Source organism: Acidimicrobiales bacterium, assembly GCA_033344915.1.
GTDB lineage: Bacteria > Actinomycetota > Acidimicrobiia > Acidimicrobiales > Aldehydirespiratoraceae > JAJRXC01.
This window is the reverse complement of sequence record JAWPML010000001.1, coordinates 4,137,355-4,157,956: the sequence shown is the minus strand read 5'-3', so window position 1 is coordinate 4,157,956 and position 20,602 is coordinate 4,137,355. Positions and strand designations below refer to the sequence as shown.

Genomic DNA, 20,602 nt, shown 5'->3' with positions numbered 1-20,602 from the left:
TGTCGCGGCATCTCCGAACCGTCTGATCAACTCGCTCGCTGAAGCCTGGCGGCGGCGATGATCGCTTCTGTCTCCTTGTCCGGCGTTTCCCAGCAACCCCCATCGGAGAGGCGAGCGCAGAGCTCGCTGTACAGCAACTCGACTTCGTCGAACGCTCTCTCGGCGGTCGCGGCACGAAGCTTGATCCGGTAGAGCGCCTCGTGTCCGGGCACGAGGATGAGTCCGCGATCCGCCGCCTCGGCAGCCTGATCAGCCCTCCCTTGGTCGAGGAGAATCTCTCCAAGCCTGTGGCTGGCATCAACGACCTCGCTCTCGATTCGGCGGTACACCGACGGATCCTCATTCAGCCAGTCGAATGAACCTGGGGCGCAGTCGGCGCCTGGGCTGCCGCTGAGGACGCTGAGCGCCGCGTCAAGGAGATCCGCGGCATCCTCGTCGGAACGCTTCTTGGCTTCAGTGATGAGCGCGGAGGCTCGGGTCCAGTCGCAGCCGACCTCATCACTCAGCTCGTAGTTCCCCGTGTTGGTGGCGGCCGTGAGGCGCTGCTCGCCGTCGTCGCCGGTGCCGAGAGCCGTTCGGAGCTGGCTGAGTGCGTTGTCAGCGGTGGAGCGGTTCGTCGCCGTTGGCCAGAAGGCGTCTCGGAGTCGTTGCGAGGAGACGTCTCGGTGGTAGGCGAGGTAGCACAACACCGAGAGCTGCTTGGTCGGGATCTCCTTCTCGAGCCCATGGACCTTGGGCTGTCGGGTGAGGATCCCGACCTCGATCGGTCGTGGCGCCATGACCCGCTCGACGATGTCCGTATTGCTCTCAAGCTCGCCGTTCTCGGGCGGGACAGCTTCGGTCTCGTCGGGCGCAGCAGCCTGCGGCTCCGTCTCGGCATTCTCCAGCAGCTCGCCCAACAACACTGGCTCCGACGGCTGCGAGGCAAGTGGCTCGAAGGCGAGGCCGTACGGTTCGAGTACGCAGCCATCATCGGTGAAGTGGACTTTCTCAGCCCCCGGCAGTTCTGCGACTGCGAGAACGGCGAGTGGCGTGTTCACGAGCGCCGCCGCATCGCCAAGTTGACGGGCGACGTCGTCATGGTCGGGGCCAATGAGGACGATTCGGGGGTGGAAGACTTCACCGGTTGCGACTCGCTGGCGGTAGGGGGAATCGGCGAGTCGATCGTTGAGCTTCGTCATCTCCGCAACGCAGGCACGGGTCCACGCAGCCGGGTCGGGTGGGACGGTCACGTCAGGGAGGTGCGAGATGTCGTCGGGCATGCCGATCGCCACAACCTCGCAGTCGTGGCTCCATGGTGTTGCAGTCGCTGCGACCGCCAGTGCCCGTTGCCAAGCTGCGATGCGCTCGGGTTGGCCGGCGAGCGAGAGCGCGCCGAGCTGTTCGAAGTCGACCAGGAGGTCACCGGCTGTCGTTCGCCCAACGGGGAGCAACCCGGGCGAGTAGGGGTGTGCTCCCGCAGCTTCGGCTTCGAGGTCGCCGAAGCTGAGATCAGCGTCGAGCCGCCACGTGGTCGGCCCTTCCGGCGTACGCACGAATCCGACCGGTGGATCGCACGGGTCGTCGAGCAGGACCTCGACGCCGAACTGACCGGCTCGCATTGCGATGATGGCGGGGAGCACGGCCTCGTCGGCCTGGGCCAACCGGTGGGTGAGGAATTTGTTGGTTGCCTCGACCCAGCGTGCCGCCTCGGTGTCGGCGATCGGTCGGATGGCAGCCTCGTATTCCACCGCTTCGAGTGGTGCTTCGTCGACTCGGGTTCCCGGCTCGCGTCTTGCGGCTTGGTGAGCGCGACGTCGGCGAAGCGTGAGTGCCAACGCGCCAGCGCTCACGCCAAGAGCACCGACGCCGAGCGCAACGAACGGCGCCGAGGATTCCGAGCCCTGGTCAATCGATATGTCAGAGAGGGCTGTCGGTGAGGGTCTCGCCTCTTCGGCCGTAGCTGTGGTCGGCGCCTCGAGAGCCGTTGGTGTCGGGGCCGCGGGTTCGACGATTGCCGGTTCGGGTGCCGCGGGCTCCTCGACCTCCGGCGGTAGCGGCTCCACGGCTGACTGTTCGGGCGCCAACGGGTCGGCGGGCACCGCGGGCAGCTCGAAGACCTGGCCGGGGTAGATGAAGTTGGGGTCGTCGGGTGGGAGGAGCTGGTCGTGGTTGAGCTCGACGACGTCGGCCCAGTAGAGAGCAACGTCGGTGTCGCTGGGCTCGCGGCCCCAGGCGTCGGTCATGGCTTTCTCGGCGATGGCCCAGAAATGATCGCCGGGTTCCACGTCGACTTCGACTGGTGCGGCCACGTCCGTCTCGTCGCTGAGCGGCAGCACCGCGTCGGTAGGCAGGCGGAGATCCCATCCAGCCTCGACCGTCTCGCTTCCGAGGGTGATGACCGTGCCGTCGGGCATGGTGCGGCCGAGATTTGCGTCTCGGATGTCGGTCCAGCGCAGCCCATCGCCGAGGGTGGCTTCGGCAATACTCCAGAACGTGTCTCGGGTCTCGGCGACGAAGGACTTGGTCGCGACGGCGGACTCAGCGGGACGGGTCTCGCTGGTCGGCCAGAGCTCCTCGATGGTGCCGACGTCCCACGTCACTTCGCTCGGGCTGGCCATCACGGGCTGAAGGGGGGCAGCTGCGGCGACCGCGTGCACGGTCGGAAGCATCGAGCTCGAGATCAGGGTCAGTGACGTGACGAGTCTGGCGGCGAGCGCCTGGAGTCCGGGGAGTATGGCGGCTTGTCGTGAAGTCTGGCCACGTGCGGCAGCAACGAACTCGATGGCGATGGCGTAGGCGAGCTGTGCCCAGCAGACCCAAGCGACGATCAGCAGGGTTCCCGACAGAAGTGCTTCAGTTCGGCTTGTATCGGAGGCGAGCTGGTCACCAAGGGTGCCGAGGATGCGGACGCCAGGTAGTCCACCGAGCTGCCAAAGCACGGCCGGGATACCGATCGTGAGCGCTGCAATGGCGACGAGCGAACTAGTGCCCCGGATGAGTTCGGCAATTCGGCGGATCATGGTGCTCCTTGGACGCCGAGGACGGCAGTGGCAGATTCGGTCGCGGTCACGGTCCAAGGGCCGGGGAGGAATTGGGTGTCGACCCGGAGCTGCACGGTGACGGTCACGGTGTCGTCGGTGACGGTGATGGTTCCGGTGTGGCCGATGGCGGCGAGGTACTCGCCCGCGGCCTGGTTGGCGGGTCCGGGATCGAGATAGGCGATGCCTGAGCTGCGGTAGGCGTCGGTGTCGATGTGCTGGGCGCCGGCCCGGGCCGCGTTGTCGGCGATATCTCGGGCTTCGGAGAGGGCGCCGAGTTTGCGGCCGCCGTCAACAGCGAGACCGGCGACAATGAGGAACGCGACACCGAGGACGGCGATGAAGATGCTGACCGCCCCTCGCTCCCGATCGCCATGGTGGGAGTGGCAGGTCATGGGTGGCTCCGGTAGGTGTCGATCACTTCGGTGGCAGTGCTAGTGAAGTTGCGGGTGCCGGGGACCGAGAGGCTGGCGAGGTCGGAGAACGACGCGCCGCAGGTGATGGTGACGCTCACCCACCCACCTGGTTGGAACTGGCCGAGCCCGACAGCGACGTCGAGCCCGTCGCTGCAGCTGAGCCCGGAGCTACTGAGGTTGGCCTCGGCCATCTGACGGGCGTCGGCATCGGCCTGCGCCGGAGACCCGGCCAAGCTCGCGGCTCGAGCGGCTTCGTGTGCGGCGCTGCGGACGTCGTTCTCGGCTTGGGCGACCCGGCCGGCGAACACGATGAGGAGCATGAACGCGGTGAGGAACCCGGTCATGACGACGGCGAACTCGGTCGATACGGCACCGCGCTCGCCTCGGCGCCTCATCGTTCGTCCTCGGGGATGAAGCGTTCGACGGGGCCTACGGCTCGGGCGGTGACCGACCAGGCACCGGGCAAGATGCTGAAGCCGAGGTCGCCGTGAACGGCGACGGTCACGGTGTCGGTGCTGCGGTTGACGTCGACCGAGACGTTGCGGAGGTTGCCTGCCTGGCCGAGTATCGCGTGCGCGCCGGCTTGTCCGTCGGCGGTGGTGGCGTTGGCAACCTGGGCCGCGTCGAGGGCCTCCTCGGCGGCGGTCTCGGCGGCTTGTTTCGCGTGCCACCAGAGGCCGACCTGCACCGGGAGCACGACGAGCAGTATCAGCACAGGCATGAGGACAGCCAGCTCGGTGGCCGTGGCCCCTCGTTCGCTGTGCCGTACCCGTTTGATGCGGGCATGGTTCCGGTTCACCGTCAGGCGGGGGCCGGCACGGTGTCGGGGATGTTGTTGGCGTTGCTCTGCGCCTTGGCGATGAAGATCCCGCCGAGGACGACGGCAATGGCCACCATGGCGGCGATCACTACCGCCATCTCAGTGGAGATGGCACCGCGTTCGTCGCGGATGTCAACGCCGAGGAGAGTCATGTTGTACTCGACGGCCAGTTGCATGAAATCGATGTAGTCACGCATCGCCTGCATGGTTCTTGTTTCCTTTCGCGGGTCGCCGACACGGTGTCGGCGAGGTTGGGTGGCTGGGTCTCGCTTCCTGGTCATCCCTCTTGTGTGGGGGTGGTGGGAGCGAACTGGCTGGCGCCGCCGTCGGATATGGCGTCGACGGCGCCGAAGGCGATGAACAGGACCAGACCGAGGATCATGACGACGACAGGAACGATCATCTTCTCGGTGCGAGCTTCGGCGTTGGCTTCGAGGTCGGCGGCCTGGGCCGTGCGCAGCGCGTCGGCCTTGGCAATGAGGGACTGCTTCACGCGGGCGCCGTGGTCGCCGGCGAGGGAGACCGTGGCGGCGAGTTCGCTGAGTTCGTTGACGCCGAGCTCATCGCCGAGTTGGGCGAAGGACTCCCAAGGACTTCGTCGGGTGAGACGTGCCCGACGGAGCGAGCGACGGATCTCGGCGAACGCCCAGCCGTCGCCGGCCTCAGCGGCGCCTTCGAGAGCGGACTCGATGCCGGCACCGCCGGCGAGAAGGATTGTGACGAGATCGAGGTAGGCGCTGAAGGCATGCTTGAACGCCTGCCGGCGGGCGGCGACACGTTCGGCCAGAGGGAGGTCGGGGTAGAAGAAGCCGCCGGCAGCCAGTACCAAGGCGATCACTGCGACGACCAGAGGTGATGGGCCGGTGCCGTTGGTGGCCAGCGCGGCTGACGCGACGACAGGAAGGGCGAAGCCCGCTCCGGCGGCAAGAAGCTTCTCGTAGGCATGTCGTTCGACCGACTTGTCGAGGACGCGGAGTGCTTCGGTGAGCTTCGGTCGCTCGGCCATGCCGACCATGCGCATCAGGGCAAGTCCACCTGCGCCGAGGGCGGCCTGGATCCCCGACAGTTCAGGCTCGTCCAGCTCGCCGGATCGCAGCGTGGCGATCGACACTCCCGGCCGATCGAGGTGAACGGTGACGCGGTCGAGTGGCGCCGGGTGCGGCTGCAGGCCGCGGACGACGAGCAGTAGCCCGACGCCGATGCCAGCACCGAGGGCGGCGATGACGACGGCGCTCATTGCCTGGCCACGGTGCGGGAGGTGCGGGCCGAGAACCGTTCTGGCATCTCGAGCTGTCCGTAGCTGGACAGCAGCCAGCCTCCGAGCGCGAAGACCCCGGCGACGACGAGCAACCAGAGTTGGCCCGCAAGGGAGTCGTAGGCCTCGAGGAGCTGGCGGGAGAACACGAAGAGGAACCCGATCGTCGCGACCGAGGTGGCGACCACGATCCGGGCCGAAGTGCGGATGCGGGCCCGACCGACCTCGACACGTAGACGCATGCGAACATCGGCACGGATGGTGTCGGCCAGCCGTCCGAGCAGCGGTCCGAGTTCGCGGGCTTCCATGCGAGCGGCGTTGACGAGGGCTACGACGACCAGGTCGGCCGAGGGGTGATCGACCTCGGCGCCGAGGCGGCCAAGGGCGTCGACCAGGGGCATCCGGTCGATTCGGCCAGCGAAGCGCCGAAGCTCGGGGGCGATGGCCGCCGGTGCGACATGGGCGGACGCAATGAGCGCCTGTTCCAGGCCAGCCGAGCCAGCCATGTTGTCGCGGATCATTTCGGCCCAGGAGGCGATCGCTTCGGTGCGGGCCACTGCGGTGTCGCGGTTCGTGCGGGCGGCGAGCGGTCGGGGTAGCCAGATCACGGTTCCGGCGGCGAGGACGGCGGCGACCGGCCAACCGACGAGGGCGTAGACGACGATGCCAGTGATCGCCGCCGCCCCGCACCATGCCGCAGCCGTCTCGACGTTTGTCGCCGAGGGGAACAGCCGGTCGAGGCCGGGCAGGATCCGCTGGCCTCGCAGTCCGGCGACGATCAACAGGACGCCGAGCCCTATGCCGGTGCCGGCGGCGGCCGCCATCAGGAGGCTCATCGCTGCCACCCGGCCATGTCGGGGCTGAGCCAACGAGAATCGAAACCGACCCGTTCGAGGCGGCCGAGGTTGGCGTCACGAAACGTGAAGCGAGGCATGGCCCGGCCCGTGTTGTCGGGTGCATAGACCTCGTTGGACGTGACCATCGGGCCGTCGGCGCCGGTGATCTCACGGACGCTGGTGACCACGCGTTCGTTGCTGTCGAGGCGACCGAGGTGGAGCACGAAATGCACGGCGTTGGCGATCATCAGGTTGGTGACCTCGACGTCGAATCGCTCGGGCGTCATTGCCATGTACATCTGGAGTCGGGTGAACACGCCGAGGCTGGAGTCCGCGTGGATGGTGCACATCGAGCCGTCGTTGCCCTGCGACATGGCCAGCATCATCGGAAGGGCCTCGGCGCCGCGGACCTCGCCGACGATCACCCGGTCGGGCTGCATTCGTAGACCGGATCGCACGAGGCGGTGCATGGGAAACTCGCCGACGCCTTCGAGGTTGGCTTCGCGTGCCTCGAGGTCGACGCGGTTCGGGTGCAGGGTGGCGAAGTGCTCGAGACCGATCTCGAGGGAGTCCTCGACGGTGATGATTCTCTCGGTCGGCGCAACCTCGTTGAGGAGGCAGCGCAACAGGGTCGTCTTGCCGGCGCCGGTGCCGCCGGCGACGATCACGTTGAAGCGGGCCCGCACCATCGCCTGCAACAGGTGGAACAGCGACTCGGAGATCGTGCCCAGGCCTATCAGCTGCTTGAGGCGACTGATATCGAAGTTGTGGCGTCGGATCGAGACCGACGGCCGACCCGAGACCCAGGCGATGGCGTGGAGGCGGTCACCCGAGGGGAGCCGCATGTCGAGTTCCGGCGAGGCAGGGTCCCAGCGCTGCTCGGAACGACCCCTGCGGGCTTGGGTTTGGATGAGTTCGATCAGCTCGGTGTCGGTATCGGCGACCGGTTCGCCGGCGACAACCGAGCCGTCCTGAGCGGTGAGCCAGACCTCGTCGAAGCCGTTGGCATGGATGTCGGTCCACTGCGGGTCGTCGATGTAGGCCTGGAGGCGTCCGATTCCGAAGAGACGGTTCAGTACTGCGGTGGTGAGGCGTCGCGCCTCGTCGTCGGTGACTGGTTCGGTTCCGCCACCGAGGCGCTCGGCATCGAGCTCGGCGAGCTGGCGACTGATGAGCTGACGGGCGAATTGGCGGCGGTCGTCGTGGCCGAGCGGGCGCCGACCGGCGACCTCGTCGGCGGCGTCGCGTTCGTCGAGCGCTTCACCAACACCTGAGTGCAGACGGTTGACCAGCGCGGAGTCGAAACTCATCCGACTGCCTCCATCGTCAGCGGCGTGGTCTCGTTGCGTGGTGACGTCGCTTCGCCGGTAGGCGTGGACTTCTCGTCCGGGATGGGGACCGGGGCGAGGTCTCGGGCCAGCGCGGCGATTTCACGAAGTAGCGGTCGACGGCTGGCGTTGCCGGTCACGTTGCCGGCGAGCAGTGCGCTTGCTCCTCGCGCGTCGTCGGGAAGAACTCGGGCGACCGCATGTTCGGTGAAGCGCTCGACCTCGGCAGCTGGATGAGGGGATGATCCAACCAGTAGCCATGCGACCGAGCACCCGGCGTCGGTGAGCGCGTCGAGGAGCGCGGCGCCGGGGTGGACCTGCTCGGCTGTTGGACGGGCCACCAGCAGCACCAGATCGGCGGTGGCAACCAAGCCGCCTGGTTGCGGTGCGAGCCGGCCGGCGTCGGCGACTGTGGTGACGTCGGGGAGCTCGGCGAGCCAGTGCCCCAGACGAGCGCCGCTCGTGTCCAGGATCGACATCGTGCGGTCGGCACGCTCCGGGGCGACGACGACCGGGAGCCCGCCGGGGATCCCTTGGGTATGGCTCCACAGATCCTCCCGGTTCAACCCGTGTCGACCCGCGGCCGCGAGGGTCACCAGGCCCGGTAGGCGCCCGAGCTGGTACCGGATGGCGAGGGCGCCACCTGCTGCGTCGGCTTCGAGAAGGAGCTTGCGGTGCGCAGCATCGACGGGTAGGGCGGCGGCGAGTCCGAGCGCGGTGGTGGTGACGCCGGGCGATCCCTTGGCCGAGGCGAGACAGATGAGACTCATCTCATCCTTCCTCGGCGACCTGGATGAGGCGGACGCGGTTGGCCGATGCCGCGGAGGCGACGCGTGCCGCATCGTCCTCGCCGACCTGAATGGCCGCGAACAGGTTCCCCTGTACCCCGACCTGGCTGACCTCTACCACGGTGGCCCGATCGACGAGCACGGCGGCTTCGACCGTGACGCCGTCAAAGGCCCTTGGATCGCCCGCCGCCGGCGTCAGGACAACGGCCACGGCGTCGCCGGCCGACAGCGACAGTGATGGGAACTGGCCGGGCTCCAGCGAGAGACCGACAACGCCCTGACCGGCAGTGATGAGCGACCCGTCGCTGAACTGCTCGGCAGTGATGAGCGCTCCTGCCGGAAGGTCGGTGCGTGCGACTCTGCCGACAACCAGACCGGCCTCGGGTTCGGTCAGAACAGCGAGCGTGTCGTCGCTGCCGATCCCGACGATTTGGAGGTCGTCGCCCGTGATCACCTGTCCCCGCTCCACTGAGCTGCGCAGTGCGAGCGCCGGGTGCTGTTCGGTCGATGCTGTCTGCCACCACAGAGCGGCGAGAGCGCACACGGCCACGACGAGGATGCCCCCGGCGATCTCGGGCAGGCGACGCCGGCCCGCCGACCCCACCGTTGGGGCGAGGTCGAAGTGGGCTTCGCCTCTTGCGTGTCCGTTCGCCAACTTCTGGTCGCGGAGCTGCGTCGTCATCGGTCTACCTGTTCTTCCACTAGGCGCCCGTTGGTCTCGAGCGCTTGGATCTCGGCGACTTCGACCGTGATCGGGGCCGCAGTGCGAGCGATCGTCCCCAGTAGGGCTGCGGTCGGGTTGAGACTCGTCGATCCCCAGACCTCGAACTCGACCGTCGCGGTGACACGGAAGCCGCTCGTGCCAGCCGTCGAGTGCCGATAGGTGTGCGAGCACTCCGGCTCCTCGTTAGCGGCGGTCCACTGCGATCCGGGTCCGGAGCAGACCACAGTGGATCCATCACCCGGCGACCATGTCGCGGCAGCCGGAACGGCGTGCGCTTCGGCCCACATGCGCCCGCTCGGTGTCGCAGCGCGTGCTGTGAATGTGCCATTCCAGTAGGCAGTGTCGACCCATAGCCAGGTCGGGAGCTGTGCGACCATCGGCACTGTCACTCCATCGGGGCTCGCCCTCCAGGTCGGACTCGGCGGGTCGAGGGTCCGCATCGCTTGCTCGAGCAGGTCGGGAATGGTGAAGGCATCCACCTCTGGAACTACGAACCGCCCGTCGACCACGACGACCTCACCGTCACAGGTCAGACGTAGCCAACGTCCGGTGTCGGAGTAGAGCCGTTCCAAGTCGATCCCGTAGACGCCTACGGCAAGGTCATCGTCGATGACCACCTCGTACGTACAGCTGTCGTCACTGCCCCAGCTGACGCCTTCAACCGTGGCGACAGCAATGACCTGCACGACGTTGTCGACAACACCGACCTCGCCTTCGTCGGCCGCGTTCGCCGGGCCAACGGCGACCAGAAGCACAGCAATCAGAAGGGGAAATCCCCGCGCGCCAACGCGCATCCCGCCACCCCCTCCCACTGCTGGAGCCGCACGACTCTGATTACCTTCCAGGCATCACCAGACAGCTGGAGATCAACGACGTAGCTGTGAGTCACGACGTCGTCGTTGACCACGTCACCCGTCGCGACCTCGTAGATGACACCGTCATCGACCGAGCAGGCTGCGGCTTGGGCCGTGTCGTCATCCAACCGAACCGAGCCCACCCATATCTCGGCGAGCGCCTGCTCTCCCGCTCGGATAGCACGCCCGTCGTCAAGGCGGCGTTGCGTCTCGGCGGCAGCCGACGCCAAAGCCTCCCCCGCAGCGACCTCTGCAAGCGCCGGGTCGGCGGGATCGGGGACCGGGCCGGCGTTAGCTGCCTCACGGGCATCGAAGAATCCACGGATACGGCCGGCAATGACCGTCTCGATCGGTTCGTCCTCGGGAGCTTCGGTCGGTTCAGGAGCGAGCGTCGGCACCACTGTTGGCGTCGTTGTCGGCGCGTCCGTCGGCGCTGGTGTTGACACCGAGGGATCCGTAGTCGTAACCGCCTCCGTCGTCGACGTTGCCAACGACTCCGACGGATCGCTGGAGGAGCAGGCGGCGACCGCCAGGGCACAAAGAACGACGACAATCGAGGGGCGGCACCGCATCAGAGAAGGTCCGCCGTGAGGCAAGACCCAACGTGATGAGCCCGCAGAGCATCGATCGACTTGGCCGTCGGAACTCTCGGACGAATCGATGGAGTGCGTTGAGAAGCGGTCACATCGCCACGGTATGTGAACGCAACTACTGGTCGCAAGTTTAACTTGCATTATCGACCTCCTGTCGTTTGACCAGGGACATCGGATGAGCGCGAACGCGACAACGCTTCACGACTTCTCGAACCTCGCCGCCCAGATCACGACCGGTCGCGTGTCGCGCTCGCTCTCGTCAGGTGTCCCTGGGTGGGCATGGAAAACAGCGGAGAGCAGCGGTGAAGTTGATCGGCGGCGTTGCCGCCGCCCTCGCATTGATCCTCATGATCGGTGCCTTTGCCCTTGTCGGCCTGGTAACTGTCGCTGCCGGCGCTGGTTCAGCAGCAGCGTCGGTGACGGTGTCCAGCCCCTCCGATGAGGCGGTCGCCGACATACCGTCGCTGCTCCTCCAGCTCTTCATCGCCGAGGCACAGCAGTGCGACGGTCTGCCCTGGACGGTCATGGCCGGCATCAGCAAGGTCGAGTCCGACCACGGACGCTTCGCGGGAGCGTCGATCGGTCCTGAAGGGGTCGCCCGACCGCTGATCATCGGCATCGCGCTCGACGGCAGCAACGGAACCGCTCGCATCCCAGACACCGACGACGGCAGCTTGGACGGCGACACCGTGTGGGACCGCGCCGTCGGTCCGTTCCAGTTCATCCCCTCCAGCTGGCGAATCTTTGGAACCGACCGCAACGGCGACGGAATCGCCGACCCCCACAACATCCACGACGCGGTCGCCGCCATGCGCCGTCACCTCTGCCCCGACGGCCGCATCGTCGACATCGAAGCAGCGATCCTCGACTACAACAGGTCCGACGAGTACGTGGACGCGGTCCTCGAGTGGGCAGACGCCTACACCGGGCCGCTCGCCTCGGCGGCGCTTCCCATCGCCGGCTACGCCCTCCCGGTCAACCCACAACTCGTCGACAACCAACAGCTCGTCTCACCGCATCACGACTACCCGGCATGGGACCTCGGTCTCCCGGTTGGGACTCCCCTCTTCGCCATGACCGCAGGGACGATCACCAACGCAGCACCGGCCGGCGTGTACCCAACAGACCCGAACCGTTGCGGCACGACGGTCAACCTCGCCGGGGTAGACGGCGCGGTCTATACCTACTGCCACATCTCACAGCTCGCCGTCCGAGCGGGCCAGGTCGTCGGCGCGGGCACTCTCGTCGGACTCTCCGGCGGTCAACCGGGCACCCTCGGGGCCGGCAACACGACAGGACCGCACCTCCACCTCGGCATCCGAGTCGACGGAGCTGCCGTCTGCCCACAACCACTCCTGCTCGCCATCGCACGCCAGACCCCGATCAACCCCGCCGTCGCCCCAGCAGCCGGTTGTGTGCAAGGACGCCCGACGACCGACTGGCCGGCCTGGCTCGACCGCGCCGGCATCACACCAACCGACGCACCCGAGGAGGCCCAGCCGTGACGGCCATGCAGACCAGTGATGACGGCGTCACCTCGCTGATCGATATCGCTACCCTCGCTCAGCAGCTCGACGTCTCCGAGCGCTACGTGCGTCGCCTCGTCGAAGAGCGGCGGATCGCTTTCCACAAGATCGGCAAGTTCGTCCGCTTCCACCCGGACGACGTGGCCGAGTGGATCGCCACCAAGCGCATCGAGCAGCAGCACCTCGACTGATCGCCTCAGCCGCCTGTCACAGTCCTCACGTACGTTCCGCAGATCAGATAGCAGCAGGAGACCAGAGCCATGGCGAGCATCCGGAAGCGAACCACACCCGCCGGCCACACTCGGTACGAGGTCGTCTACCGCGGGCCTGATCGCCGCCAGCGCACGAAGACGTTCAAGCGCAAGACCGACGCCCAGCGCTACGCCAACACCGTCGAGGCGGACCTGGTCCGTCACGATTGGGTCGACCCTCAACTCGGTCGCCAATCCTTCGGCGAGTGGGCCGAGAGGTGGAGTGCTACGACCACCCACCTGAAGCCCAAGACGCGTGAGAGCTACGACTCCATAGTCCGGAACCACCTGCTCCCGGAGTTCGGGAATCGGCCCATGGCATCGATCGATCACGCCGAGGTCCTGGCATTCATGTCGAACCTGACGAACCAAGGCAAGGGCGCCGGGACCGTCCGCAACATCCGCGACGTGATGCGCCTCGTGTTCAAGCTCGCCATCCGCAACGGCGTAGTGAAGACCAACCCGGTCGAAGACATCAAGGCGCCCAGGAAAGCCAAATCGGAGATGGTCTTCCTCAACGAAGACCAGGTGTGGGCTCTCGCCGAGGAGATCAGGGACCCACCGCCGCTCCGGCGCGGTGCCTCCCATCGCGACGGTGGGTATCCCGACTACGCACTCCTCATCCTCTTCGCCGCTTATACCGGACTCCGCGCCGGCGAGATCGGCGCGCTCCGGGTGTCCCGCATCAACCTCCTACGCCGCCGCGTCGAGGTCTCGGAGTCAGCCGACGAGGCGCACGGAAAGTTCAACATCGGCCCCACCAAGACCTACTCCCGGCGCTCAGTCGGCATACCCACACCGGTGGTCGAGATGCTCGTCCCGTACCTCGCCGCCAGGAAGCAGAACGACCTCGTGTTCGAAGGGCCCGACGGCGGACCCCTCCGCCACTCCAACTGGTACCCCCGCCATTTCAAGCCCGCAGTGGTTCGCGCCGGCCTGCCCCGAGACACCAGGTTTCACGACTTGCGCCACACCTACGCCGCCTTCCTCATCGCAGAGGGCGCCCACCCCAGAGCGATCATGGAACGCATGGGCCACTCGACGATCAACGTCACCCTCGGCACCTACGGCCACCTCTTCCCCGCAATCGGCGAGCAGCTCGATGAGGCACTCGGCCAGCGGTTCATCGCCGCTGGGCCCACGCGATCAGTCACGCAACCGTTTCCGCGCGTCTCCAACGATCGTGCTCAGTGAAGAGCCCAGCGTCTTCCGATCCCGGGCATTTAGCTGAGCTCTCGACGGGCTGTACTAGACCAATCACGTGGGCGAAGGTCGCCAGTCCGCGATGCTCGAGCCGGCGCTGGACGACCTGTACCGCGATCCTTGACGCAGTGACTCCGTCGACCACGAGTACCGGCCCGGCATCTCCCGACCTCCAGAGGCGAAGACGACCATTCGACCGAACAACGGCTGCACCGCAGATTGCATGGCCCGCCGAGGTCGCCCCAGCAAGGCACCGCGCCCCACTTGCGGCAGCTGCAGACAGCACGCCGTCGAGTGCCGCAGCGCAACCGTCGCTACTCAGTAGATCAGCGTTCCGCGTGGTGATGTGATCTGCTAGTTCGAGTAGATCCATCGTCGCCATAGCATGACCTTAGCGTAGTCGCACACGATAGAATTGTTGTTCAGTGGCTATCTAGCGTATTCTCATGCTTATGGCAGAGAGTCAGGCCTGCATCACTGTGCGTGAGGCGGCTGACGCGCTCGGATGCTCGCCGAGCACCGTCCGCCAGATGTTCCATTCCGGAAAGCTCAGCGGCATAGTCGGGCCACAACCCCATCGCCCTCGAATTCTCATCCACGCTGACAACGAGGGTCGACCTCTCGACGGCGATTCGCTCCCAATCGGGGATGGCTCGCTCCGGTCTCGGCTTGGTGGCCTCGAGAACCGCGTTCGAGATCTCGAGATGGTAGGCGATGCCGAGGTGAAGGCCGAGCGCTTCAGGGATGCCGCGATCTTGTTGCAGGGAGTCGTCGAACGGCAGCGACGGTCCAGCGAGCTCCATGCTCAGGCGCTCCAGGAACTGGAAGCAGCTCTAGCCGAACAGTCCCAGATCATCCTCACCCTTCTTCTCGACGATCAGGACATAGCGTCGGCGTCGGCTACAACTCGGCAGGGGTCGGACTAGGTCAGACGCCAAGTACGGCGAGTGCAGCCGCAACGGACTCCTTGGGTCCGCTTCCGAACATGGCCTCTGCTTCCTCATCAAGCGATGCCTTCGACGTCCCCGCTTGCGAAGCAAGGTCTCGACCGCACAAGAGGACAACGTCTGCCCCGGAGGAGGCCGCGGCATAGGCCAGGGCACCCTCCGCCAGGAGCCGTTCACGCGGACCCTCGGTGTTGGACGGCCGCTGTGGACGATCGGCTCGGCGAACTACGACTACGTCCGCATTCAGGCCTTCGACTCGGTTCGAGAAAGCCGAACCAAGATCAGTGACTCTCGCCGATAGGTCCTCTCCCTGCGGGACGAGGGCGAACTCCTCGATGAGAGTCGGAGCATTGCGGGCACCGGTCAACACGGCGACGGCAACAGTGGGATATCTGTCGCCGCGCACCTTCTTCATCACTACCCAGGCACCGACGACCACTGTCACCGTCCTATTGTCGTCCACATGGCGCTTCCAACGGGGCATCTCTTCGCCAACCGGTATGAGGTGACGCGCTACATCGACAGTGGAACGTATGGCGACGTCTACGAGGCCATTGATACCCATCAGGACGACCGTGTGGTTGCGCTCAAGCTTCTCAATCCAGCGAAACTCGGTAGCTGGCCATGGCAGGAGGCCACAATGCTCACTCGCCTCGACAGCGAATATGTATTGAGCATCTTCAACGCGGACGTCGATGCTGGCATCCCGTACCTGGCCACTCAGTTGGCCACAAGCGGGTCCCTTGAGGGGGCGGGCCACCTACCTCGCCTCTCGGTCCGGGAGGTAGTGGCTATCGTTCGAGGCGCCGCGCGAGGACTCGCTCGTACACACGACGGCGGCATCGTGCACCGGGATGTGAAGCCCGCGAACCTCTTCTGGTCCGCAACGAGCTCGGCAATGGTCGGAGACTTCGGCTTCGCTCATCCCTTGGATGCGAACGGCGAGGCTCCTCCGGAAGGAACTCCTGTAACGGCGGCACCAGAATTGCTCACGGGCGGGCCGGCGACCGTCCAGTCAGACATATGGTCGCTCGGAGCCACGGCCTATCAGCTTCTTACCGGGGTCTATCCGCACGAGGACCTCGCCGCGAGCAGGACGCGGCAAGACCTCTACCCCGCTCGAACCGGGCGGCCCCCAACGCCGCTCCGCGACCTTGCGCCACACATCAGTCAGCGACTGGCGTCTCGGATCGAGCGGGCGCTTGCGGAAATGCCCTGCGACCGCTACCCATCGATGACGTCATTTGAGAGCGACCTCGGAGCCGGGGCAACGCCTGCTCGATCCTGGAGGGAGAATCAGCCTCACCCCGGCCACCTTCGATGCTGGACGAGCGATGACCCGTCTGACCTCACGGTCTGCATGGCGTCGGGTACGACTGCTGCGCTAGCGAACATCGATGTCCGACATGCCGTTTCCGGCAACCGGATCGTCAAGCACTGTTCGGATGATGGCTACTTGCGGGCCGCTGGAGGCCGGCTCAGGAGCATTTTCGAGAAGCTAGGGAATTGATTCGTGTGGCTCTCCAGTTGCTGAGGTGTGAGCTTTCTGTGAGATCTACGATTGGCACACGCCGAACCGAAGAACGTGAAAGGCCCGGAAACCGCTAGTTTCCGGGCCTTCTGAGTGGTGGCGGGGGCAGGATTTGAACCTGCGACCTTCGGGTTATGAGCCCGACGAGCTACCAGACTGCTCCACCCCGCGACTGAGGAAGATACCGGCGAAGGGCACGGTCAACAACCTCCGACGTCCCCGCGGGGACGTCCCCGCGGGGACGTTTTCGCCGCCGGAGAGTGTCACACCCCGTCGGTAGTTTCGACTGCAACGACAATGAAACGGAGCGGTCATGGACGAGATCCCACTGGAGCGGTTGGAGACCGAGATCACCTCGTGGAGCGGCAACCTGGCGGCGGCCACCGCCCAGCTTCTCGGCTGGATCGCCGACTACGACGAACGGGAGGGTTGGCGCACCTGGGGCGCCCGCTCGTGCGCCGAATGGCTGTCGTGGAAGTGCGGCGATTCGCTCCACACGGCCCGTGAAAAGGTGCGGGTCGCTCGTGCGCTGCAGGCCCTTCCGGTGGCCGCTTCGGCGTTCTCGGCGGGCGAGCTCTCCTACAGCAAGGTGCGGGCCATCACCCGGGTGGCCTGCGGGGAGGACGATGCCGACTGGGTCGAGCAGGCCCGCCACGCCACCGGCGCCCAACTCGACCGGCTGGTGTCGGCTGTCATCCGCTCGCTGGACGAGGACGATCCGCGCGGCGCCCTCGAACGCCGACGGTGCGTGCGGGGCGATGGCAACCGCGGCACCGGCACGCTGCGCATCGAGGCGCCGAGGGACATGATCGACACGATCGCGGCCGCGGTCGAGGTCGTCGCGACCCGGATCATCGACGAGGCGGTGTCGGGGTCGGATCGGCGGCGGACCGAGGTGATCGCGGAACGGGGCGGGCTCGCCGCCGTCCGCGTCGACGCGCTGCTCCAGATCGCCGAGCAGGCCCTGGCCGCCGCGCCGGCTGCCGCAGAGCGCGGCGACGTCGGCCGGCTGAGCCTCGTCGTCGACACCGAGACCCTCTCCGCGATCGCCGACGAGCCGAGCGACGGCGTGTGCACCCTCGGCGGTCAGGCGGTCGACCCCGAGATCGCCCGGCGCTGGGCATGCGACATCCGCTCCTCGGTGGTGATCGACCACGAAGGACACGGCTGCGACGAAGGCCGGGAGACCCGGGTGCTCAACCGTCGCCTCCGCCGGGCGCTGCTCCGCCGGGACCACGGCAGCTGCCGCTTTCCCGGCTGCGGGGTGAACTCGTGGCTCCACGCCCACCACATCATCCATTGGGCCGACCACGGCCCCACCGAGCTGGCCAATCTCGTGAGCCTGTGCGGCTTCCACCACCGGCTCGTGCACGAGGGCGGGTGGACGGTCGAACTGACCGCCGGCGGCGTGGCGTGGCGCGACCCCGACGGCGAGTCGCTCATCACCCCGCCACTCGCCGGCTCGGCGTCCGACATCCCCCCGACGTCGACCGCACCGGCCGCGGGCCGCTGGCACCGCGACGGGCTCGACTTCCACTTCGCGGTGGCGGTCGTGACCGAACATTGCCTGCGAGCGCGGGCCCGAGCCGGCGTCCCCGCGGGGACGTCGGCGTCCACGCCCCGCCACACCGATCGGACCCGAAAGGAACGAAGGTCCCTGTCGCGCGACCAGCGTCCCGAGTAGGCAGAGGGTCATGCCTGACCCCATTTCGCCGGCCGACGCGGTCGAACTCATCCGACCGACCGACACCCTGGCGGTGCCGCTGGGCCCCGGCGTGCCCGGCCAGTTCCTCCACGCCCTCGCGGCCCGGGATGGGTGGACCGACCTCGAGGTGTCGGGCGCCCTGCTCCCCGACCTCTACGAGCTGTTCCTGCGCCCCGGCGTGCGCCTGCGGAGCGGTTTCTTCGGCCCGGCCGAGCGGTTCCTGCTCGACGCCGGGGCCGACGTGCAGTTCGTGCCGGCCGACTTCCGGCGCTTCGCTCCCCTGCTCGAGCAGATCCGACCCCGCGTCATGGCCACCGCGGCGACCGAGCCCGACGCCGACGGCTGGATGAGCCTCTCGCTGCACGCCGGCGCGTCCGTCGAGGAACTCCGTCGCGCCGCGGCCGACCCGGAGCGGCTCTGTGTCGTCGAGACGAGCGCGGCGTTCCCCCGCACCATCGGGCTGCCGCCCGAGCACCGTCACGCTCTGCATGTCGACGAGGTCGACGTGGTCATCGCCGGCGATGCGAATCCGTTCGTGCTCGCCGACAAGGAGGCAAGCGAGGTCGATGCCGCCATCGCCCGGATCGCGGCGGCCTACATCCCCGATGGCGCCACGCTCCAGACCGGGATCGGCGGCATCCCCAACACGGTGGCGGCGCTGCTCGCCGACGGGCCCGGCGGCGGCTACGGCATCCACTCCGAGATGTTCACCACAGGGCTGATGCGGCTGTGCAAGGCCGGCAAGGTCACCAACGACCACAAGGGCGAGTTCGACGGCTTCGCCGTCACCACGTTCGCCGCCGGCACCGACGAGCTCTACGAGTGGCTCGACGGGAACGACGCCGTGCGCTTCCTGCCGGTCGACGTAGTCAACTCGCCGGAGAACATCAGCCGCAACCGCGAGATGATCACGATCAACGGCGCGATGAGCATCGATCTCGCCGGCCAGGTCATCGCCGACACGATCGACGGTCGCCAGTTCTCCGGCATCGGCGGACACGAGGACTTCATCGCGGGAGCCGGACTGGAGCTCTCGGACCGCTCCCTGATCTGCCTGCCGTCCACCACCGAGGTCGAGGGCCGACGGGTTTCGCGGATCGCCGGCGTCGCCGCCGCCGGCAGCATCGTCACCACGCCCCGCCATCAGGTCGACGTCGTCATCACCGAGTACGGGGCGGCCGAGCTGGCCGGACAGTCGGTGCGGGAACGGGCGCTCGCCCTTGCCGCGATCGCCCACCCCGACTTCCGGGACGACCTGCTCGAACAGGCCGCTGACTGGCCGAACTGATCGAGCCGAGCCGGCTCAGGCTTCGTCGGGCGGCTCGAGGAACACCCGCTCGTTGACCATCAGGTCGTCGTCGCCGAAGTCGAAGATGGCCCAGAGCCGCCGTTCGAAGGGACGACCGCTCGCCGTCGGCGTGCCCCGCAGCCAGAACTCGATCTGCACCCGCCGCTCGTCGAGATGGGTCAGCTCGATGAGCTCGTTGCGCTGATCGGGCACGAGCGTGCGCCCCTCGATCCAGTAACGCATGACGTCCTCGGCGCCGTCGTGGATCTCGCCCCCGGGCAGCTCGTAGCGGGGGTGACCGAAGGTGGCCATCGTCCGGGCCCAGTCCTGCACGTTCTCGGACGCCATGTGCTCGATGACGACGGCCTCGCGCCGCGCCCGACCGGTCGCGCTCATTCGGGCGCCACGTCGATCTCGAATGCCGCAGTGTCACCCACGTCGATCTTCTCCTTTGTCCGGACCGCTTTCTTGAGCGGTAGGACGTAGGAGCCGGACTTCGAGTCGGGGAACACCGACGTGCGCCACTCACTCGACCCGCACCGCACCCGCACCTTCACCGAGCCGAACCCTCGCCGAGGCAGGGCCATGTCCCGGATGTCCTCGCCGAGATCCGCGGGCAGGGTGACGAACACCCACGACGAATCGTCGCGGGCGTCCCACTCGTAGAGCTCCGCCGAGAACTCGAAGGTGGCGTCCATCCGTGGGACGGTAGTGGGCATGGACGTGACCATCGAACCCCTCGCCTGCGGCACCCTCACAGCCGGTCGATCGATGTTCGAGGCGGGCGGCGACGACGCGCCGATCGAGATCCCGGTGCCGGCCTGGCTCATCCGTCACGGTGGCGATCTCGCCCTCTTCGACTGCGGTATGCACCGCGACCTGACCGCCGCTGGACCGGCCCGCGAGGTCGTGGAGCTCTTCTTCGGCCTCGGCGTGGGCCCCGACGACCTGATCGGCGCACGACTCGAAGAGGCCGGCGTCGACCCGACCGACGTCGGCACCGTCATCCTGTCGCACCTGCACTTCGACCATGTCGGAGGTCTGGCCCAGCTGCCCGACGCCCGCGTGCTCGTGCAACGCGACGAGTGGCAGGCCGGGTTCGACGACGACCTCGCCGCGGCGAACTCGTTCAACCCGTCGGACTACGACCTCGGCCACGACATCGTGCACCTGGATGGCGAGCACGATGTGTTCGGCGACGGCCGGGTGGTGTGCATCCCGACGCCGGGCCACACGCCGGGCCACCAGTCACTGCGGGTCCGACTCCGCGACCACGAGGTGGTGCTGTGCGCCGACTGTGCCTACTTCAGCACCACGATCGACGGCGGCCCGCTGCCCCCGATCGGACACGATCATGCGCAACAGGCGGCGAGCATCGAGCGGCTGCGGGCGCTCCGCCAGGGCGGCGCGATGCTCGTTCCCGGGCACGACCCGGCGACGTTCGCCCAGCTCCCGGAGCGGCTCGGCTGATCGTGTGAACACCCGCCGAGACCGCCGCCCGGGCCGAAGCCCGGGCG

The 20,602-nt window shown here is 67.3% G+C and carries 23 protein-coding genes and 1 tRNA gene; 7 read left to right on the top strand and 17 right to left on the bottom strand.

Features of this window, described 5'->3' with window-relative positions; genetic code table 11:
- Positions 1-26 precede the first annotated feature (26 nt).
- The 12 genes from R8F63_20220 to R8F63_20165 form a co-directional block, all read right to left on the bottom strand.
- On the bottom strand, positions 27-3,002 hold the full coding sequence (locus tag R8F63_20220) for a LysM peptidoglycan-binding domain-containing protein (GenBank protein ID MDW3220936.1): 2,976 nt from the start codon (positions 3,000-3,002) through the stop codon (positions 27-29).
- A complete protein-coding gene (locus tag R8F63_20215; GenBank protein ID MDW3220935.1) occupies positions 2,999-3,415 on the bottom strand; it encodes a Tad domain-containing protein in 417 nt (138 codons plus the stop codon). The genes R8F63_20220 and R8F63_20215 overlap by 4 nt, the downstream gene beginning before the upstream one ends.
- Positions 3,412-3,831 carry a TadE/TadG family type IV pilus assembly protein gene (locus R8F63_20210; protein ID MDW3220934.1) on the bottom strand — a complete coding sequence of 140 codons (420 nt, stop codon included), beginning with the start codon at positions 3,829-3,831 and terminating at the stop codon, positions 3,412-3,414. The genes R8F63_20215 and R8F63_20210 overlap by 4 nt, the downstream gene beginning before the upstream one ends.
- Positions 3,828-4,235 (bottom strand): TadE/TadG family type IV pilus assembly protein, encoded by a 408-nt coding sequence (locus R8F63_20205; GenBank protein ID MDW3220933.1) that lies wholly within the window; start codon positions 4,233-4,235, stop codon positions 3,828-3,830. The genes R8F63_20210 and R8F63_20205 overlap by 4 nt, the downstream gene beginning before the upstream one ends.
- 2 nt (positions 4,236-4,237) lie before the next feature.
- Positions 4,238-4,453: a hypothetical protein gene (locus tag R8F63_20200; GenBank protein ID MDW3220932.1), complete on the bottom strand. Its 216-nt coding sequence runs from the start codon at positions 4,451-4,453 to the stop codon at positions 4,238-4,240.
- 80 nt (positions 4,454-4,533) lie between these two features.
- Positions 4,534-5,493, bottom strand: coding sequence for a type II secretion system F family protein (locus tag R8F63_20195; GenBank protein MDW3220931.1), 960 nt, complete (start codon positions 5,491-5,493; stop codon positions 4,534-4,536).
- Entirely contained in the window at positions 5,490-6,347 is an 858-nt protein-coding gene (locus R8F63_20190; GenBank protein ID MDW3220930.1) for a hypothetical protein, read from the bottom strand. The genes R8F63_20195 and R8F63_20190 overlap by 4 nt, the downstream gene beginning before the upstream one ends.
- Entirely contained in the window at positions 6,344-7,657 is a 1,314-nt protein-coding gene (locus R8F63_20185; GenBank protein MDW3220929.1) for an ATPase, T2SS/T4P/T4SS family, read from the bottom strand. The genes R8F63_20190 and R8F63_20185 overlap by 4 nt, the downstream gene beginning before the upstream one ends.
- Entirely contained in the window at positions 7,654-8,445 is a 792-nt protein-coding gene (locus R8F63_20180; protein ID MDW3220928.1) for a hypothetical protein, read from the bottom strand. The genes R8F63_20185 and R8F63_20180 overlap by 4 nt, the downstream gene beginning before the upstream one ends.
- Before the next feature lies 1 nt (position 8,446).
- Positions 8,447-9,145, bottom strand: coding sequence for an SAF domain-containing protein (locus R8F63_20175; protein MDW3220927.1), 699 nt, complete (start codon positions 9,143-9,145; stop codon positions 8,447-8,449).
- Positions 9,142-9,981: a hypothetical protein gene (locus R8F63_20170; GenBank protein ID MDW3220926.1), complete on the bottom strand. Its 840-nt coding sequence runs from the start codon at positions 9,979-9,981 to the stop codon at positions 9,142-9,144. Before R8F63_20170 ends, R8F63_20175 begins: the two co-directional genes overlap by 4 nt.
- Positions 9,948-10,487 (bottom strand): hypothetical protein, encoded by a 540-nt coding sequence (locus R8F63_20165; protein MDW3220925.1) that lies wholly within the window; start codon positions 10,485-10,487, stop codon positions 9,948-9,950. The genes R8F63_20170 and R8F63_20165 overlap by 34 nt, the downstream gene beginning before the upstream one ends.
- 569 nt (positions 10,488-11,056) lie before the next feature.
- Here R8F63_20165 and R8F63_20160 point away from each other — a divergent pair.
- The 3 genes from R8F63_20160 (at position 11,057) to R8F63_20150 (ending at position 13,605) form a co-directional block, all read left to right on the top strand.
- Positions 11,057-12,139 carry a peptidoglycan DD-metalloendopeptidase family protein gene (locus R8F63_20160; GenBank protein ID MDW3220924.1) on the top strand — a complete coding sequence of 361 codons (1,083 nt, stop codon included), beginning with the start codon at positions 11,057-11,059 and terminating at the stop codon, positions 12,137-12,139.
- A 5-nt stretch (positions 12,140-12,144) separates the two neighbouring features.
- Entirely contained in the window at positions 12,145-12,351 is a 207-nt protein-coding gene (locus R8F63_20155) for a helix-turn-helix domain-containing protein (protein ID MDW3220923.1), read from the top strand.
- 69 nt (positions 12,352-12,420) lie between these two features.
- Positions 12,421-13,605 (top strand): tyrosine-type recombinase/integrase, encoded by a 1,185-nt coding sequence (locus R8F63_20150; protein ID MDW3220922.1) that lies wholly within the window; start codon positions 12,421-12,423, stop codon positions 13,603-13,605.
- A gap of 431 nt (positions 13,606-14,036) precedes the next feature.
- Here the strand turns inward: R8F63_20150 and R8F63_20145 are convergent, their stop codons facing one another.
- Both R8F63_20145 and R8F63_20140 read right to left on the bottom strand, forming a co-directional pair.
- Positions 14,037-14,417, bottom strand: coding sequence for a hypothetical protein (locus tag R8F63_20145; protein ID MDW3220921.1), 381 nt, complete (start codon positions 14,415-14,417; stop codon positions 14,037-14,039).
- Between the two features lie 124 nt (positions 14,418-14,541).
- Positions 14,542-15,006, bottom strand: a complete 465-nt coding sequence (locus R8F63_20140; GenBank protein MDW3220920.1) for a hypothetical protein — start codon at positions 15,004-15,006, stop codon at positions 14,542-14,544.
- A gap of 18 nt (positions 15,007-15,024) precedes the next feature.
- On the opposite strand from R8F63_20140, the gene R8F63_20135 reads away from it, so the two are divergent.
- Positions 15,025-16,071: a serine/threonine-protein kinase gene (locus R8F63_20135; protein ID MDW3220919.1), complete on the top strand. Its 1,047-nt coding sequence runs from the start codon at positions 15,025-15,027 to the stop codon at positions 16,069-16,071.
- A 115-nt stretch (positions 16,072-16,186) separates the two neighbouring features.
- On the opposite strand, the gene R8F63_20130 is transcribed toward R8F63_20135, so the two are convergent.
- Positions 16,187-16,263 (bottom strand) — tRNA-Met (locus R8F63_20130).
- A 142-nt stretch (positions 16,264-16,405) separates the two neighbouring features.
- Between R8F63_20130 and R8F63_20125 the strand changes: the two genes are divergently transcribed.
- Positions 16,406-17,776 (top strand): DUF222 domain-containing protein, encoded by a 1,371-nt coding sequence (locus R8F63_20125; protein MDW3220918.1) that lies wholly within the window; start codon positions 16,406-16,408, stop codon positions 17,774-17,776.
- A gap of 10 nt (positions 17,777-17,786) precedes the next feature.
- On the top strand, positions 17,787-19,085 hold the full coding sequence (locus R8F63_20120) for an acetyl-CoA hydrolase/transferase C-terminal domain-containing protein (GenBank protein ID MDW3220917.1): 1,299 nt from the start codon (positions 17,787-17,789) through the stop codon (positions 19,083-19,085).
- 15 nt (positions 19,086-19,100) lie between these two features.
- Here the strand turns inward: R8F63_20120 and R8F63_20115 are convergent, their stop codons facing one another.
- Positions 19,101-19,481 carry a nuclear transport factor 2 family protein gene (locus R8F63_20115; GenBank protein MDW3220916.1) on the bottom strand — a complete coding sequence of 127 codons (381 nt, stop codon included), beginning with the start codon at positions 19,479-19,481 and terminating at the stop codon, positions 19,101-19,103.
- On the bottom strand, positions 19,478-19,783 hold the full coding sequence (locus tag R8F63_20110; protein ID MDW3220915.1) for a DUF1905 domain-containing protein: 306 nt from the start codon (positions 19,781-19,783) through the stop codon (positions 19,478-19,480). The genes R8F63_20115 and R8F63_20110 overlap by 4 nt, the downstream gene beginning before the upstream one ends.
- Before the next feature lie 19 nt (positions 19,784-19,802).
- Between R8F63_20110 and R8F63_20105 the strand changes: the two genes are divergently transcribed.
- Positions 19,803-20,555 carry an N-acyl homoserine lactonase family protein gene (locus R8F63_20105; GenBank protein ID MDW3220914.1) on the top strand — a complete coding sequence of 251 codons (753 nt, stop codon included), beginning with the start codon at positions 19,803-19,805 and terminating at the stop codon, positions 20,553-20,555.
- Positions 20,556-20,602: the final 47 nt, after the last annotated feature.